At 30.6% G+C, this 16,946-nt stretch carries 15 protein-coding genes and 1 pseudogene; 14 read left to right on the forward strand and 2 right to left on the reverse strand.

Features of this window, described 5'->3' with window-relative positions; translation table 11 throughout:
* Positions 1-80: 80 nt before the first annotated feature.
* Genes alaS through AJ886_RS06130 form a run of 4 tightly spaced genes read left to right on the forward strand, consistent with a single transcriptional unit; the run spans position 81 to position 6,009 of the window.
* Positions 81-2,609, forward strand: coding sequence for an alanine--tRNA ligase (gene alaS, locus AJ886_RS06115; RefSeq protein ID WP_070287384.1), 2,529 nt, complete (start codon positions 81-83; stop codon positions 2,607-2,609).
* The gene (maf, locus tag AJ886_RS06120; protein WP_070287388.1) at positions 2,609-3,160 is read left to right on the forward strand and encodes a septum formation inhibitor Maf; all 552 of its coding nucleotides are present in this window, start codon (positions 2,609-2,611) and stop codon (positions 3,158-3,160) included. The genes alaS and maf overlap by 1 nt, the downstream gene beginning before the upstream one ends.
* Positions 3,157-5,088, forward strand: coding sequence for a penicillin-binding protein 1A (locus AJ886_RS06125; protein ID WP_070287390.1), 1,932 nt, complete (start codon positions 3,157-3,159; stop codon positions 5,086-5,088). Before maf ends, AJ886_RS06125 begins: the two co-directional genes overlap by 4 nt.
* A gap of 24 nt (positions 5,089-5,112) precedes the next feature.
* Positions 5,113-6,009, forward strand: coding sequence for an FkbM family methyltransferase (locus AJ886_RS06130; protein ID WP_070287393.1), 897 nt, complete (start codon positions 5,113-5,115; stop codon positions 6,007-6,009).
* Positions 6,010-6,026: 17 nt separating this feature from the next.
* Here the strand turns inward: AJ886_RS06130 and AJ886_RS06135 are convergent, their stop codons facing one another.
* Positions 6,027-8,600 carry an ATP-dependent Clp protease ATP-binding subunit gene (locus AJ886_RS06135; RefSeq protein ID WP_070287395.1) on the reverse strand — a complete coding sequence of 858 codons (2,574 nt, stop codon included), beginning with the start codon at positions 8,598-8,600 and terminating at the stop codon, positions 6,027-6,029.
* A 111-nt stretch (positions 8,601-8,711) separates the two neighbouring features.
* Positions 8,712-9,002 (reverse strand): metal-sensing transcriptional repressor, encoded by a 291-nt coding sequence (locus AJ886_RS06140; RefSeq protein WP_002859054.1) that lies wholly within the window; start codon positions 9,000-9,002, stop codon positions 8,712-8,714.
* 117 nt (positions 9,003-9,119) lie between these two features.
* On the opposite strand from AJ886_RS06140, the gene AJ886_RS06145 reads away from it, so the two are divergent.
* The 10 genes and pseudogenes from AJ886_RS06145 to AJ886_RS06190 all read left to right on the forward strand — a co-directional run bounded on the left by AJ886_RS06145 (position 9,120) and on the right by AJ886_RS06190 (position 16,944).
* Positions 9,120-10,454, forward strand: coding sequence for a S41 family peptidase (locus tag AJ886_RS06145; protein WP_083267246.1), 1,335 nt, complete (start codon positions 9,120-9,122; stop codon positions 10,452-10,454).
* A 1-nt stretch (position 10,455) separates the two neighbouring features.
* On the forward strand, positions 10,456-11,166 hold the full coding sequence (gene purC / locus AJ886_RS06150) for a phosphoribosylaminoimidazolesuccinocarboxamide synthase (protein WP_070276585.1): 711 nt from the start codon (positions 10,456-10,458) through the stop codon (positions 11,164-11,166).
* An 8-nt stretch (positions 11,167-11,174) separates the two neighbouring features.
* Positions 11,175-11,420, forward strand: coding sequence for a phosphoribosylformylglycinamidine synthase subunit PurS (gene purS, locus AJ886_RS06155; protein WP_002858611.1), 246 nt, complete (start codon positions 11,175-11,177; stop codon positions 11,418-11,420).
* Between the two features lies 1 nt (position 11,421).
* A pseudogene (purQ, locus tag AJ886_RS06160) lies at positions 11,422-12,094 on the forward strand (phosphoribosylformylglycinamidine synthase I).
* Positions 12,066-13,262 (forward strand): SH3 domain-containing protein, encoded by a 1,197-nt coding sequence (locus tag AJ886_RS06165; RefSeq protein ID WP_070276581.1) that lies wholly within the window; start codon positions 12,066-12,068, stop codon positions 13,260-13,262. Before purQ ends, AJ886_RS06165 begins: the two are co-directional and overlap by 29 nt.
* Positions 13,243-13,935: a lysophospholipid acyltransferase family protein gene (locus AJ886_RS06170; protein WP_070276579.1), complete on the forward strand. Its 693-nt coding sequence runs from the start codon at positions 13,243-13,245 to the stop codon at positions 13,933-13,935. Before AJ886_RS06165 ends, AJ886_RS06170 begins: the two co-directional genes overlap by 20 nt.
* Positions 13,929-14,297, forward strand: a complete 369-nt coding sequence (gene crcB, locus AJ886_RS06175) for a fluoride efflux transporter CrcB (protein ID WP_070276576.1) — start codon at positions 13,929-13,931, stop codon at positions 14,295-14,297. Before AJ886_RS06170 ends, crcB begins: the two co-directional genes overlap by 7 nt.
* Before the next feature lie 72 nt (positions 14,298-14,369).
* The gene (htpG, locus tag AJ886_RS06180; protein ID WP_002921604.1) at positions 14,370-16,196 is read left to right on the forward strand and encodes a molecular chaperone HtpG; all 1,827 of its coding nucleotides are present in this window, start codon (positions 14,370-14,372) and stop codon (positions 16,194-16,196) included.
* Positions 16,193-16,510 (forward strand): rhodanese-like domain-containing protein, encoded by a 318-nt coding sequence (locus AJ886_RS06185; protein ID WP_002872637.1) that lies wholly within the window; start codon positions 16,193-16,195, stop codon positions 16,508-16,510. The genes htpG and AJ886_RS06185 overlap by 4 nt, the downstream gene beginning before the upstream one ends.
* Positions 16,510-16,944, forward strand: a complete 435-nt coding sequence (locus AJ886_RS06190; protein WP_044778764.1) for a hypothetical protein — start codon at positions 16,510-16,512, stop codon at positions 16,942-16,944. Before AJ886_RS06185 ends, AJ886_RS06190 begins: the two co-directional genes overlap by 1 nt.
* Positions 16,945-16,946 lie beyond the last annotated feature (2 nt).

Raw genomic sequence — 16,946 nt, forward strand, 5'->3', positions numbered from 1 at the left:
GTTTATTGTATTTTAGTTTTACTTAATTTAAAGTAATTTTGGTATGATATGTTTTTATAAAAATTTCTTTAGGAAAATTCATGGATATTAGAAAAGCTTATTTGGATTTTTTTGCATCAAAAGGACATGAGATAACCCCGTCAAGTCCTTTAGTTCCTGATGATGCAACTTTACTTTTTACTAATGCGGGTATGGTGCCTTTTAAAAGTATATTTACAGGAGAATTTCCACGCCCAAACCCTCCACGCAAAACAAGCTGTCAAACTTGTATAAGAGCGGGTGGAAAACACAATGACTTAGATAATGTAGGATATACCGCACGCCATCATACTTTTTTTGAAATGCTTGGAAATTTTAGCTTTGGAGATTATTTTAAAGAACAAGCCATAGCTTATGCTTGGGAATTTGTAACTGAAGTTTTAAAACTACCTAAAGATAGACTTTATGTAACCGTGCATGAAAACGATGATGAAGCTTTTAATCTATGGCAAAAACACATTCAAAAAGAAAGAATTTACAAATTTGGTGATAAAGATAATTTCTGGCAAATGGGCGATACTGGTCCTTGTGGTCCTTGTAGTGAGATTTTTTATGACCAAGGACAAGAGCATTTTAACTCAAGCGAAGATTATATGGGTGGAGATGGAGATAGATTTTTAGAAATCTGGAATCTTGTTTTTATGCAATACGAAAGAAGCGCTGATGGAGTGCTTAGCTCACTGCCAAAGCCAAGTATTGATACAGGAATGGGGCTTGAAAGGGTAACAGCGATTAAAGAAGGTAAATTTAGTAATTTTGATAGCTCGCTTTTTATGCCAATCATCAATGAAATTTCAAAACTTTGTAATAAAACTTATGTTTATGAAAGTGGAGCAAGTTTTAGAGTAATAGCCGATCATATAAGATCAAGTGTATTTTTACTTGCGCAAGGGGTAAGTTTTGACAAAGAAGGCAGAGGCTATGTTTTGCGTCGTATTTTGCGTCGTGCTTTAAGGCATGGATATTTGCTAGGTTTTAAACAAGCTTTTATGTATAAACTAGTTGATGTTGTGTGCGATTTAATGGGCGGACATTATACCTATCTTAATGAGAAAAAAGACTTTATAAAAGAACAAATTCGCCTTGAAGAAGAAAGATTTTTAAGCACTATAGAAAATGGGATTGAAATTTTTAATGAAGAGCTTAAAAACACTAAAGAAATTTTTAGCGGAGAAGTAGCCTTTAAGCTTTATGATACTTATGGTTTTCCGCTTGATTTAACAGCTGATATGCTAAGAGAAAAAAACCTTAAAGTTGATGAAGAAAAATTTGAACTTTTAATGAATGAGCAAAAAGCACGCGCTAAGGCTTCTTGGAAAGGAAGTGGAGATAAAACTGCAAGCGGAGATTTTAAAAACTTGCTTGAAAAATTTGGAGAAAATCATTTCGTAGGTTATGAAAAAGCAGAATGCGAAAGTAAAATTTTAGCCCTTTTAGATGAAGAATTTAAAGAAGTTTCTACTCTTAAAGATGCGGGTTGGGTGATGCTTGAAAACACACCTTTTTATGCAACAAGTGGAGGGCAAAGTGCTGATAGTGGATTTATAGCTAAGCGTGAAGTTTTAGATACGCAAAAGTTTTTTAATCTCAATCTTAGCTTTATAAAAGCAGGTGAAGAACTAAAAGTTGGCGATATAGTTCATGCAAAAATCGATACAGAAAAAAGAGAACAAATCGCACGCCACCACTCAGCTACTCATCTTTTACATCATGCTTTAAGAGAAATTTTAGGTTCTCATGTAAGCCAAGCAGGATCTTTAGTTGAAAGCAATAAACTAAGATTTGATTTTACTCATCATAAAGCTTTAAGCAAAGAAGAGCTAGAAAGCATTGAAAAAAGAGTGAATGAAATGATTATAAACTCAAGTGAAGCTATATTAGAAAATATGCCTTTAGAAGAAGCTAAAAAAAGCGGCGCTATAGCATTGTTTAATGAAAAATACCAAGGCAATGTGCGTGTTTTAACTCTAGGTGAAAGCAAGGAGCTTTGCGGGGGAACTCATGTTAAAAATACTGCTCAAATAGGAAGTTTTTACATAGTTAAAGAAAGTGGTGTGAGTGCTGGAGTTAGACGCATTGAAGCTGTGGTTTCTAAAGCGGCTTTAGAATTTGTAAAAAATCAACTTGAAGAACTTTCTAAAGCAAAAGATGAGCTTAAAAATAATGATATTTTAAGCGGGCTCAAAAAGCTTAAAAATGAAATTTTAAGTTTAAAAAATGAGCTTAAAAACTCAAGTAAAACCGAGCTTGATTCTAAAAATATCCAAGGTGTTGAAATTTGCGTAAAACGCGTAGATAATGGCGATATTAAAGCTATGATTGATGATTTTAAAAACAAATTTGCTAAAGCGGTGATTTTACTTATCCAAGTAAAAGATGAAAAAATCACTTTAGCAGCTGGCGTTAAAGATGTGCCTTTAAAAGCAGGAGCTTTAGTTAAAGAAGCGGCGCAAATTTTAGGTGGAAATGGTGGCGGAAGAGATGATTTTGCTACTGCAGGTGGAAAAGATTTAAACAAAATTGATGAAGCTTTAAAACAAAGCTTAGAAACGATAGAAAAAGCACTTTAATGTTAATTCTTGCTTCAAGTTCCATTTCAAGAGCTAACTTGCTTAAAACCGCAAAGATTGATTTTAGGCAAGTTAGTTTTGATTATGATGAAAATTTAAATAAAAATATTTCACCTTTTTTATATGTTCAAAAAATAGTTCTTGAAAAAGAAAGACAATTTTTAAGTGCTTTAGGCAAAGATTTTCAAAACCAAAATTTGCTTTTTGCAGATAGTATAGTTTGTATAGATGAAAAAATTCTTACCAAAGCAAAGGATAAAAAAGAAGCTTATGAAATGCTTACCTTGCAAAATGGAAAGTATGCAAGTATTTTATCGGCTTTTTTGCTTGTAAAACCTGAAAAAAGAGTTTTTTCTCTTTCAAAAACTACGCTTTATTTTAAAAATTTTGATGAAAATGCTTTAAGAGATTATGTAGAAAATGATCTTTATAAAGGCAAGGCGGGTTGTATTATGTGTGAGGGTTTTCATCAAAATTTCATCACCCAACAAGTAGGAAATCTAAGCACTGCTTTAGGGCTTGATATCCAAACTTTAAAGGCTTATTTATGAAAATATTAAAATATATTTTTTCATTTTTTACTCTTTTGTTTATAGCTGGATTTATTTATGTGGCTTATCTTTTCACAAGTGCTGATACTGAGGGTTATACTTTTAAAGAATACAAACCTCCTCTTACAACACAAATTTACGATAGAAATGGCAAGCTTGTGGCTAATATTTTTGAACAGCATCGTTTTTACGCTCCTTATGAAGAGCTTCCTCCACGCCTTATAGAAGCTTTGGTTGCTATAGAAGATACAAGCTTTTTTGAACATAATGGAGTTAATATCGATGCCATTTTTAGAGCTGCTGTAAAAATCATAAAAAGCGGTGGAAAAACCATGGAAGGAGCTTCCACTCTTACCCAGCAATTTATTAAAAACACAGAATTAACCCCAGAAAGAACTATTACGCGTAAAATTCGCGAAGCTTTGCTTGCTTATAAAATGGAAACCATTTTAACTAAAGAGCAAATTTTAGAAAGGTATTTAAATTTTATCTTTTTTGGACATGGGTATTATGGAGTAAAAACCGCATCTTTGGGGTATTTTCATAAAAATTTAAATGAATTAAGCCTTAAAGAGATTGCTATGTTAGTAGGTATGCCAAAAGCACCTAGCAGTTATGATCCTACAAAGCATTTAGATCTTTCCATCTCAAGAGCAAATAATGTTATTTCAAGAATGTATAATCTAGGTTGGATTTCAAAAGCAGATTATGATACAGCTATTAAAGAAATTCCGCAAGTTTATGATGACACGCTTACTCAAAATGCTGCTCCTTATGTCGTAGATGAAGTGATTAAACAATTAAGCCCTAATATCAAAGACTTAAAAACAGGTGGATATAAAATCATTTTAAATATAGACTTAGATGTTCAAAATATGGCGCAGAATGCTTTGAAATTTGGTTATGATGAGATAGTAAAACGCGATAAAGATGCAAATTTAAGCACTTTAAACGGAGCTATGGTCGTGGTAAATCATCAAAGTGGCGATGTTTTAGCTTTGGTAGGTGGGGTTGATTATGAAAAAAGTAATTATAACCGTGCTACTCAAAGTATGCGTCAACCTGGAAGCTCTTTTAAACCTTTTGTGTATCAAGTGGCGATTAATTTAGGATATTCGCCTATGAGTGAAATTGCTGATATTTCTAGAATTTTTGAAGGTGGAGCGGGTAATAATGAGGATTGGAAACCTAAAAATGAAGGGGGTAAATTTTTAGGTTTAATTACCTTAAAAGAAGCTTTAACAAGATCAAGAAATTTAGCTACCATTAATCTCGCACTTGATATGGGGCTTGATGTTCTTTACTCTAAACTAATGGAATTTGGATTTAAAGATATACCGCCTAATTTATCAATCGTATTGGGAAGTTTTGGTATTTCTCCTTTGGAGTATTCGAAATTTTATACCATGTTTGGGAACTATGGAACGATTAAAGATCCTCAAATTATCAGACAAGTTCAGGATAAAACCGGTAAAACCATCATGGAATTTAACTCAAATGAGCGTAAAGTCAGCGATGAAGCGCAAAGTTTTCTGGTTTTAGATATGATGAGAAATGTTGTTGAAAAAGGCACAGGGCGTAATGCAAGAGTAAAAGATATAGAAATAGCAGGAAAAACAGGAACAACGAATAAAAGTGTTGATGCTTGGTTTTGTGGACTTACGCCTGAAATAGAAGCAATCATTTGGTATGGAAATGATAACAACAAGCCTATGCGTTATACAGAAGGTGGCGCTAGAACGGCTGCTCCTGTGTTTAGAGAATTTTTAACTCAATATATAGAAAAATTCCCTGATACAACTAGAAAATTTAGCATTCCTAATGGAGTTTATCGTGGAAATTATAAAGGAGAAAGTGCTTATTATACCACCAAATCACCATTACCAAAAGCAAATATGAAATTTAATGAAAGTGAGATTTTATTTTGATTTTTATAACTTTAAGGAGAAGTAATGTATTTTCAAGTTTTAAATTATAAAATGTATCTGCCATTTTACAAAAAAGATATGATACAAAGATATATTTCGGCAACCAATGAACCTTATGAATTTGATATTTTAAAAAATATATTTACATTTTTAGAGTCAAATTGTAATGAGATAAATAATTCTTCTTTGAACGATAAAATAACAAGAAAAAGGGTTGTTGTTGATATTGGTGCAAATGTTGGCAATCATTCTTTATTTTTGGCTTCAAAAGGGATTGAAGTTATAGCTTTTGAAGCTAATCCAAAATTGTGTGAAATAATAAAAGAAAATATTAAAATAAACAATTTTGAAGATAAAATTACTCTATTTAACTATGGGCTTTCCAATAAAAGAGAAAAGGCTAATTTTACCAAAGAAAAACCATCAAATTATGGAGGTATGACATTAAAATGTCAATCTAAAGGAACTATCCAATGTGATACATTGGATAGTTTTACAATTCAAGAAAAAATTGATTTAATTAAAATTGATGTTGAAGGCATGGAATTAGCAGTATTGCAAGGGGCAGAACAAACGATTTTACGCAATAAACCATTTATTTTTCTTGAAAGTAATGAGGTAGTATCTTTTTACAATATCAAACGTTTTTTAGAAAAATTACAATATGTTCATCAAGAAATTTTAGGAGATTATGGTGCTTTAATACACATATTTGTACCGAAAGAAAAAGTTAATAATCAAATTTTGCAAACAAATCTTTATAAAAATTTTTCACTTCCATTATTACATTCAATTTTAGGTAATCGTTATTTTTATCGCAAAATTGAACAAGTAAGAAATATCACCTATGCTGTTTTAGCATTCAGTCTTATTAACATTATCATTAATCTTGTATTCTATATTTTATACTTACAAAAATAAAGCGATAAAATCTCGCTTTATTTTGTTTTGATGATTATTTCATCATCTTTTGCATCAATGATAATGCTATCATTTTCATGAAGTTCATCAGCAAGTATCATATCGCTTAATTTATCCTCTATAAGATCATAAATAGCTCTTCTTAAAGGTCTAGCACCAAAATCAGGGTCAAAACCATCTTTAGCGATTAAAAGAGCTGCATTTTCGCTTAAACTCGCTTTTATCCCCTTGTTTTCTAAGCTCATTTGTAAATCTTTAAATAAAAGCTTAACTATTTCATAAGCTTCATCTTTTCCAAGTGGATTAAAGGTGATAATATCATCTAAGCGGTTTAAAAACTCAGGTTTAAAGAAAATTTTTAACTCATTTTTTACCGCATCTTCTTGTTCTTTTCCACTTAAATTCATAATAGCACTTGAGGCGATATTAGAAGTTAAAATGATAATGGTATTTTTAAAATCCACTGTTACACCTTTGCTATCGGTTGCTCTACCATCATCTAAAATCCCTAAAAGCACATTAAATACATCTTTATGTGCTTTTTCAACTTCATCAAACAAAAGCACGCTATAAGGTTTTCTTCGTACAGCTTCAGTAAGCTCTCCACCTTCTTCATGTCCTATGTATCCTGGAGGCGCACCTAAGAGTCTTGAAACACTATGTTTTTCCATAAATTCACTCATATCAAAGCGAATCATTGCTTTTTCATCATCAAATAAAAATTTCGCCAAAGCTTTAGCTGATTGTGTTTTTCCTACCCCTGTTGGCCCTAAAAACAAAAAGCTTCCTATAGGTTTATTGTCCGCATTAAGTCCTGCTTTGTTGCGTTTAATGGCTCTAGCTAAAGCACTTAAGGCCTTATCTTGTCCTATGACACTTTCTTTTAAATGTTTTTCCACTTCTAAGAATTTTTGTTTTTCAGAGGTTAGCATTTTTTGCACGCTAATACCTGTCCATTTGCTTAAAATTCCAGCAACCAAATCCTCATCTACTTGATTTTTAAGTAAAACTCCATTTTCGCTCATTTTTTTCCATTTATCTTCTAAAATTTCTACTTCTTTTTCAAGACTTGGAATTTTTCCATACTCTAGCTCGGCTGCTTTTTGAAATTCACCTCTAGCTTTAGCTAAAGAAGCTTCATTTTTAAGTAGATCAATTTCTTTTTTCTTAGTGCTTATATCATCAAAAACACTTTTTTCATTTTCAAACTGTGAATTTAGGGCATTTTGTTTTTCTTTTAAATTAGCTAGTTCTTTTGCGATTTCATTAAGTCTTTTTTGATTTTTCTCGTCATTTTCCATTTTTAAAGCTTCATTTTCAACTTCTAAAGTTTCTATATCTTTGCGTACTTTTCTTAAAGAACTTGGTTCGCTTTCAATTTGCATTTTCAGTTCAGCTGCAGCTTCATCGATTAAATCAATAGCCTTATCAGGTAAAAAACGATCCGCTATATAACGCTTTGAAAGTTTAGCTGCGGCTACTAAAGCGCTATCATTTATAGTTACATTATGATGAATTTCAAGCTTTTCTTTTATACCCCTTAACATAGCCAAAGCCTCATTAACACTTGGCTCACCTACATTTACAGGCTGAAAACGGCGCTGCAAGGCTGCATCTTTTTCAAAATATTTACGATATTCTTTTAAAGTAGTTGCGCCTATGGTATGGAGTTCACCTCTTGCAAGAGCGGGTTTTAAAATATTTGCCGCATCCATACTACCTTCACTCGCTCCAGCACCTACTATAGTGTGAATTTCATCGATAAAAAGAATGATATTTTCACTTTTTATCACTTCATTAACCACAGTTTTTAATCTATCTTCAAATTCTCCTCTGTATTTTGCACCTGCAATTAAAGCACTCATATCAAGAGCGATGACTTTTTTATTTTGTAAAGATTTTGGAACATCTTTTTTGATAATTCTTTGCGCTAAAGCTTCTACTATAGCTGTTTTTCCTACACCTGGTTCACCTAAAAGTATAGGGTTATTTTTGGTTTTACGTATTAAAATTTGCATCAAGCGTTCGATTTCTTCTTCTCTACCTATAACAGGATCGAGTTTACCCTCACTTGCTTTTAAGGTTAAATCTATACCAAATTTATTTAAGCTATCTAAGGTTTCATCGCTTGTTTTGCTATCTATTTTGCGTCCTGCTCTTAGACTTTCAAGCTCTTTTTGAAATTCTCTTAAATCTAAAAATTGCGCTAAAATTTCTTTAATAGGACTTTTTTGACTTTCACTTATAAGCCAAGTATCCACACTTAAATAACTATCTCCATTAGCACTCATCAATCCTTTAGCATTTTCTAATGAATTTATAAGTTCATTGGAAAAGCGTATATTTTCACGGCTTACATTTGAACTCGTTGCAAGTTTTGAAATTCTGCTTTTAATTTCAAGCTCTAAGGCTTCTTTAGAAATATTTAATTTATTTAAAATTTGATTTAAAATACTTGTACTATCTACGCTTAAAGCCCATAAAAGGTGCAAAGATACGACTTCGGTATTTTTAGAATGTATAGCTAAAGATGCTGCACTTTCAAGGTTTGAAAGCATATTATCAGTTAAAAAATCTTGTATATTTGCCATGTTTTATCCTTTATTTAGTTTATATACTTGACATTATATAACTTTAGTCATATAATGTCAAGTTAATTGAGTAAAATTTTTTAAATAATAGGACAAATGACTAATTTTAGATTATTTCATAAACATATCTATAGCCTTGTTTAATTCTTCTATGCTTTGAATATCATTTTCTTCTATAGCATGTACCATACAATGAGCTAAATGTTCTTTTAAAACTACTTTTGCGGTATTGTTAACTTCGGCTTTTACGGCAGCAAGCTGGATTAAAATTTCACTACAGTCTTTGTCATTTTCAACCATTCTTTTAATAGCACTTAAATGCCCTATGGTTCTACTTAGACGATTGCAAACTGCTTTAAGATGTTTTTGAGAATGTGTATGAGTATGTTTTTCTTGGCACATTGTATTAACTTTCTTTTTGGAATTTTTAGTCTATTTTAACATATTTTTAAGAATTTAAATTTATTTACGAAGTTTTAAGTAATTTTTATTAAAATTTACTCTTTAAACTAAAACTCAATAATGGAGCTTATTTTGAAAACAAAACGATTTTTTGCAGGTCTTGCAGGCTTTGCCACTACTTTTATTTTATGTCTATTTTTAACGAGTCATTTACAAGCTAAAGTTGATCAAAAAGAAGAGCAGGTTCAAAAACGCCTAGAAGCTTTAGATAAGCTTACAAAAACTCTTGCCATAGTAGAGCAATATTATGTGGATGATCAAAATATCAACGATTTGGTGGATAAATCTTTATCAGGGCTTTTAAGCAATCTTGATGCGCATTCTTCTTTTTTAAATGAAAAAGATTTTAATGATATGAAAATTCAAACCAATGGTGAATTTGGTGGCCTTGGTATAACCGTAGGTATGAAAGATGGTGCTTTAACAGTTGTTTCTCCTATAGAAGGAACACCAGCAGATAAAGCAGGGATAAAATCAGGAGATATTATTTTAAAAATTAATGATGAGGCCACTTTAGGAATTAATCTCAATGATGCGGTAGATAAAATGCGTGGTAAGCCAAAAACTCAAATCACTTTAACCATTTTTAGAAAAGGTGCAACAAAACCTTTTGATGTTGCACTTACAAGAGAAATTATTAAGATAGAAAGTGTTTATGCAAAAATGATAGAAAATGAAAACATTCTTTATCTTAGGGTTACAAATTTTGATAAAAATGTTGTAGATGTGGCAAGTAAAGAACTTAAAAAATATTCTAATGTTAAAGGAGTTATTTTAGATCTTAGAAATAATCCTGGTGGACTTTTAAATCAAGCCATAGGACTTGTAAATTTATTTGTAGATAAAGGTGTTATTGTTTCTCAAAAAGGACGCATCGCAAGTGAAAATCAAGAATATAAAGCCGATCCTAAAAACAAAATTTCTAATGCTTCTTTGGTTGTGCTTGTAAATGGTGGAAGTGCTAGTGCAAGTGAAATTGTAAGTGGAGCTTTACAAGATCTTAAACGCGGTGTTATTGTGGGTGAAAATACTTTTGGAAAAGGTAGTGTTCAACAAATCATACCTATTAATAAAACTGAAGCTTTAAGGCTTACTATTGCAAGATATTATCTTCCAAGCGGGCGCACTATTCAAGCAGTGGGTGTAAAACCTGATATTGAAGTTTTTCCAGGTAAAGTAAATACTCAAGAAGATGGTTTTTCTATAAAAGAAAGCGACTTAAAACAACATTTAGAAAGTGAGCTTGAAAAAATAGATAAAAATAAAAAAGAAGATAAACAAGAAAATAAAGACAATAAAAATCTAATCAGTCAAAAACAAATCAATGATGACGCACAGTTAAAATCAGCTATTGATACTATTAAAATTTTAAATATTAAACAAGGACAATAAAATGACAAAAAAAGAAATGCTCTACGAAGGAAAAGGTAAAAAACTTTTCAAAACCGATGATGAAAATTTACTAATTAGTGAGTTTAAAGATGATTTAACTGCTTTTAATGCAGAAAAAAGAGGCAATGAAAGTGGAAAAGGCGCATTAAACTGTAAAATCAGTACTGAAATTTTTCATTTGCTCGAAGAAAATGGGATTAAAACCCATTTGGTAGAAACTATAAGCGATACAGAACAAGTGGTTAAAAAATGTAAAATTGTTCCTATTGAAGTTATAGTACGCAATGTTGCAACAGGTTCTCTTACAAAAAGACTAGGCATTAAAGATGGCACTGTGCTACCTTTTGCTTTGGTGGAATTTTGTCTTAAAGATGATGCCTTAGGCGATCCTTTTATCAATGATGAGCATTGTTTGATTTTAAATTTAGTGCAAAATGAAGCTCAAATTAGTGAAATTAAAAATATAGCTAGAAAGATTAACTCTATTTTAACTCCATTTTTTGACAATAAGAATTTAAGGTTGATTGACTTTAAAATCGAACTGGGTTTAACTAAAGATAATGAGCTTGTTTTAGCTGATGAAATAAGCCCTGATAGTTGTAGATTTTGGGATAAATTTAGTAATGAAAAATTAGATAAAGATAGATTTCGTCAAGATCTAGGTAATGTAAAAATGGCTTATGAAGAAGTTTTAAAAAGAATATTAAATTAAGGAAAAATATGGAAGTTATTGTAAATATTTCTTTAAAAAATGGGGTTTTAGATCCACAGGGCAAAGCGGTGGAAAAAGCTTTGCATTCTTTAAATTTTAATAGTGTTAAAGAAGTAAAAATAGCAAAACAAATCAAAATTTCTCTTGATGAGAAAGATGAAAAATTAGCCAAAGAACAAGTAAAAAAAATGTGTGAAGAGTTGTTGGTAAATAGCGTCATTGAAGATTATGAGCTTATAATTGAGAAAGAGTAAAATGAAAGTTGCTATTATTAGATTTCCAGGGACAAATTGTGAATTTGATACAGCTTATGCCTTTGAAAAACTTGGAGTAAAAATGCAGATTGTTTGGCATGAAGAAAAAGAATTTGATACAGATTTAGTTGTTTTGCCAGGCGGATTTTCTTATGGAGATTATCTAAGATGTGCAGCTATTGCAAAACTTGCTCCTGTTATGCAAGGTGTTTTTAATCATGCAAAAAAGGGAGGATATATCTTAGGTATTTGTAATGGTTTTCAAATTTTACTTGAAAGCGGTCTTTTAAAAGGTGCAATGAAGCATAACAATAATCTTAGCTTTATCTCAAAAAACCAAAATTTAAGAGTAGTTTCTAATGATAATGCCTTTTTGAAAAATTTCAAAAAAGATGAAATTATTAATTTACCAATTGCTCATGGAGAGGGAAATTATTACGCTGATGAGGCTACTTTAAAAGAATTACAAGATAAAGATCTTATTACTCTAAAATACGAGCCAAATCCAAATGGCTCTGTATTTGATATCGCAGGAATTTGTGATGAAAACAAAAAAATCTTTGGGCTCATGCCACATCCTGAGCGTGCTTGTGAAAAAGTTCTAGGTAATGATCTAGGTTTGAAAATGCTTAAAGGCTTTTTATTTTGAAAATTTTATTAACTTTAATTTTTAGTGTTGTTGTATTGTTTGGCAGAGGTGAAATTTCTGTATTTAGCGGCCAAGATGAAAATATGCAAAAAGAATTACAAAAATTACCCCAAGAAGAACAAAAAATTTATCAAAATATTCCGCCAAGCGATGAAAATAATGACTTTGAAAGCAATGTAGATGATCCTTTTATAGCTAAAGGGAGTTTGGTTCTTACAAATGATGAATATCCAAGTAGGGTATATGTTGGAGAAGTTTTTCCTATTACGATCTATGCTCGCACTACGGAAAATACAAAATTTGATTTTAACATAAGCGTAGAAAAAACTAATTTATCTTTTTTAAATCCAGATGCAAAATGGGAATTTATCAATAACGAATATAAAACAACTTTATGGTTTGAAGCTAAAAATTCAAATGCTAGTTTGAGTAAAATTTCTATCAAACTTCTTAGAAATAATGAAGCTTTTCAAGAGGCTGATATCAATCTTAATCCTATCAAATTTGAAAATACTTTATCCAATAAAGATTTTTCACACCTTGTGGCAAGTTCTTTGGAAATTAAAAAAGTTAAAGCGAGTTATTTTGATGATGCTAATATCATTATGATGGTAGAACTAAACGCAACCAATACAAATCTTAAAAGCTTTTTTATAGAAGGAATTCAAAAGCAAGGCATTGAAAATTTAAAAGGGGATTTTAATGCTTCTAGTGCTTTTTATTATGCTATTTTGCCATTAAGTAAAACAAATTTTGAATTTTCGTATTTCAATAAGGACAGTAAAAAGCTTGAAAATATAAATTTAAAACTAAAAATTAGTGACGATGAGATCAGCACTCAGAGTGATTTAAATCCTGTAAATAAAGACTTAAATATTTATAAACAATATACCTTATGGTTTTTAGCGGTTTTATTTGGAGCTTTATTTGTATGGAGAAAAAATTACATTATTCTGGCTTTGGCAGTTGTTTGTTTTGCGCTTAGTTTTCTTGTAGATACCAATACTCAAAATGCGATTATCAAGGCTGGTTCTAGGGCTAAAATTTTACCTACAGAGCCTTCAACTTATTTTTATACGGCAAATGCAGATGAAAAAGTAGAAGTTTTAGGCAAAAGACAAAATTATATTAAAGTACTGTTTTCTGATGGAAAAATAGGTTGGATTAATAAAGATGATTTACAAAAAAATTAAAGCTCTTTATTTTTGGATTTTTTTTGTTTTAAGCGTTGCTTTAGTGGTTTTTTGTTTTTGCTTTACAAAATCTCAAAACACACTTTGGAAAATCCGCAAAATTTGGGCTAAATTTCAAAGATACACCATCTCTTATAAACAAGAAATCATTGGCACTTTTAATCCGCAAGCTCAGATGATTTTAATGAATCATCAAAGTGCTTTAGATATTATCGCTTTAGAAGAATTATATCCTAAAAATTTATGCTGGATTGCCAAAAAAGAATTAGGAGAAATTCCTATTTTCAAAGTTGCTATGAAAAAACCAAAACTTCTTTGTATAGATAGAAAAAATCCGCGTGATTTAGTGCGAGTTTTAAAAGAAGCAAAAGAAAGAATTAGTGAAGATAGGGTTTTGGCTATTTTTCCAGAAGGAACTAGATCTAAAAATGAAAAAATGCTTAAATTTCAAAGTGGAGCAAAAATTTTAAGTGAAAAATTAAATCTTAAAGTTCAGCCTATTTTAATTGTGGATTCTGCAAAAATTTTAGACACAAAAAGTTTTAGTGCAAGCAGTGGAGTGCTTAAAATCATTTGTATGGATTTAGTCGATACAAATGATGAAAAATGGCTTGAAAACACCAGAAAAAAAATGCAAGAATTGCTCGAGCAAGAAAGAGCTAAGCTTTGCTAAATACCCTTTTAGTTGTTGGTTTTGGGGGATTTATAGGAGCAATATTAAGAATGCTTTCTATTAATTTAGTGAATAAATTTTTTCCTTATTCTATCAACCTTGGAACTCTTTTTGTTAATGTTTTGGGTTCTTTTATCATAGGACTTTTGTTTTCTTATGTGCAAAATAAAGGTTTATCTCCTTTACTTAAAAGCTTTATAAGTACAGGTTTTTTAGGAGCTTTTACAACTTTTTCTACTTTTTCTTATCAAAATTTACTTCTTTTGCAAAGTGGAAATTATCTTTATTTTGCGTTAAATATTCTCTTAAATGTCTTTCTTTGTTTATTTGCCGCATGGCTTGGTTTTATAATTTTCAAATAAATCTTTAAATTTACTTTAGAATTTGTATTTTTTGCTAAAATACCACTTTAAAAAATTACAAAGGAGATTAAAATGCAATTTCAAACCGAAGTAAATCAGCTTTTACAGCTTATGATACACTCTTTATATTCTAATAAAGAAATTTTTTTAAGAGAACTTATTTCAAACGCAAGCGACGCTTTAGATAAGCTTAATTTTTTGAGTGTAAGTGATGATAAATATAAAAGCTTAAAATTCGAACCTAAAATTGAAATCAAAATTGACAAAGATAAAAAAACTTTAAGCATTAGTGATAATGGTATAGGTATGGATAAAGATGATCTTATCAACAACCTTGGAACCATAGCAAAAAGCGGTACTAAAAGCTTTTTAGAAAATTTGAGCGGTGATGCTAAAAAAGATTCTCAACTCATAGGACAATTCGGAGTAGGTTTTTATTCTGCTTTTATGGTGGCTAGTAAAATCGAAGTTTTAAGTAAAAAAGCTTTAGATGATAAAGCTTATCTTTGGAGTTCTGATGCAAATGGTTATGAGATTGATGACGCAAACAAAGAAGAACAAGGAACAAGCATTACTTTATATTTAAAAGATGATGAGTTTGCTAATACTTATAAAATCGAAAGCATTATTGAAAAATATTCTAATCATATTCAATTTCCAATTTTCATGGAAAAAGAAGAATTTACTCCTGCTAAAGAAGGCGAAGAAGAAGGGAAAACTGAACTTAAAATTTCTCAAATCAATAAAGCCAATGCTTTATGGAGAATGCAAAAATCAAGCCTTAAAGCAGAAGATTATGAAAGATTTTATGAGCAAAATTTTCATGATTCAAACAAACCTTTACTTTATCTTCACACTAAAAGCGAAGGAAAATTAGAATACAATTCTTTATTTTTCATACCACAAAATGCACCTTTTGATTTATTCCGTGTGGATTATCAAAGTGGCTTAAAACTTTATGTAAAACGCGTATTTATCAGTGATGACGATAAAGAACTTTTACCAACTTATTTGCGTTTTGTGCGTGGGATTATCGATGTAGAAGATTTGCCGCTTAATGTAAGCCGTGAAATTTTACAAGAAAATCAAATTTTAAAAGGTGTTAAAGAAGCTAGCGTTAAAAAGATTTTAGGTGAACTTGAAAAACTAAAAAACAATGATAAAGAAAAATACTTATCTTTCTTTAAAACCTTTGGCAAGGTATTAAAAGAAGGACTTTATGGTTTTGGTGGAGAAAAAGACGGTCTTTTAAAACTCATGCTTTATAAAAGCACTAAAGGTGAAAATTTACGCTCTTTAGAGGAGTATAAAAATGACCTTCAAGGCGAACAAAAGGAAATTTTTTATATAGCAGGAAATAATGAAAGTTTATTAAGAACCTCTCCTTTACTTGAAGAGTATAAACAAAAAAATATAGAAGTTTTACTCATGGACGATGAGATTGATTCTTTAGTAACTCCTATGCTAGAATTTGAAGGTTTGAAATTTGTAGCCATCAATCAAGTAGAAGATAAAAATGAACTAAGCGATGAAGAAAAAAATACTTTTGCTCCACTTGTAGCTAAATTTAAAGAACTTCTAAAAGATCAAGTTGAAGATGTAAGACTAACCAGTCGTTTAAAAGATAGCCCAAGTTGTATAGTTTATGATAAAAATAAACCTGATTTTGCTATGCAACAACTCTTAAAACAAATGGGTCAAGAACAAAATTTCAAACCTATTTTAGAAATCAATCCAAAACACGCTATTTTTACAGGTCTTAAAAATAACGAAACCTTTAGTGCAGATATAGCAACTTTGGTTTTAAATATGGCAAAACTAAGCGAAGGTATGGGTGTGGATAATCCTGCTGAATTTAATGCAAGCCTTACAAAAATCATCAACAAGGCTTTTTCATGATAGAAAATATCCCTGCGAGTCTTTGGACAAAGCAAGATTTAAACGCATATCAAATTTTTGATGTGCGTACTCCTTTAGAATGGGAAGAAGGCATTTTACCTAATGCGCAATGTGTAGCTTTATATGATAATCAAGGGCTTTTAAATGCTAAATTTTTAGATGAATTTCAAAGCAAAAGAGATGAAAATAAAAAACTTGCTTTTATTTGTCGTAGTGGTCATAGAAGCATGGTTGCAGCTGAATTTATAGCTGAAAAATTGGGACTTGAAAGCATCAATTTAGATGGCGGAATGCTAGCCCTTAAGGGTTATTAATGCTAGGAATTTATTTACTCATAGCAGCTTTGTCTTTTTTAGCTCTTTATTTTGCTGTTAAAAAGCTTACTTTAAATATAGATGAGCGAACTCTTTTAGAGCCTATTAAAATGGATATTTATCCGAAATTTTGTGATTTAATCGATGAAAAAATCAGAGAATTTAAAGAAAATATCCAAAATGCTAATTTAGCATTAAAAATTTCTGATCAAAAAGATGAATTTTTAGAAAAACTTGGGGATTTAAGCAGGGAGCTGACTTTCATACAAACCATGAATTTGAGTAATAAAAACGATAGTATCTGGCAAAATGAACTTTTTTCTTTTTTAAAGGAATTGGAAAATTTATTACTTGAGTATCTAGAAAAAGGCGAAGAAGAAGCTGAAAATTTAAGAGAATTTCTGATGAATGAATTTGAAAAATTAAAAGGTTAGGT

This window comes from Campylobacter sp. BCW_6465, from assembly GCF_001762815.1.
Classification (GTDB): domain Bacteria; phylum Campylobacterota; class Campylobacteria; order Campylobacterales; family Campylobacteraceae; genus Campylobacter_D; species Campylobacter_D jejuni.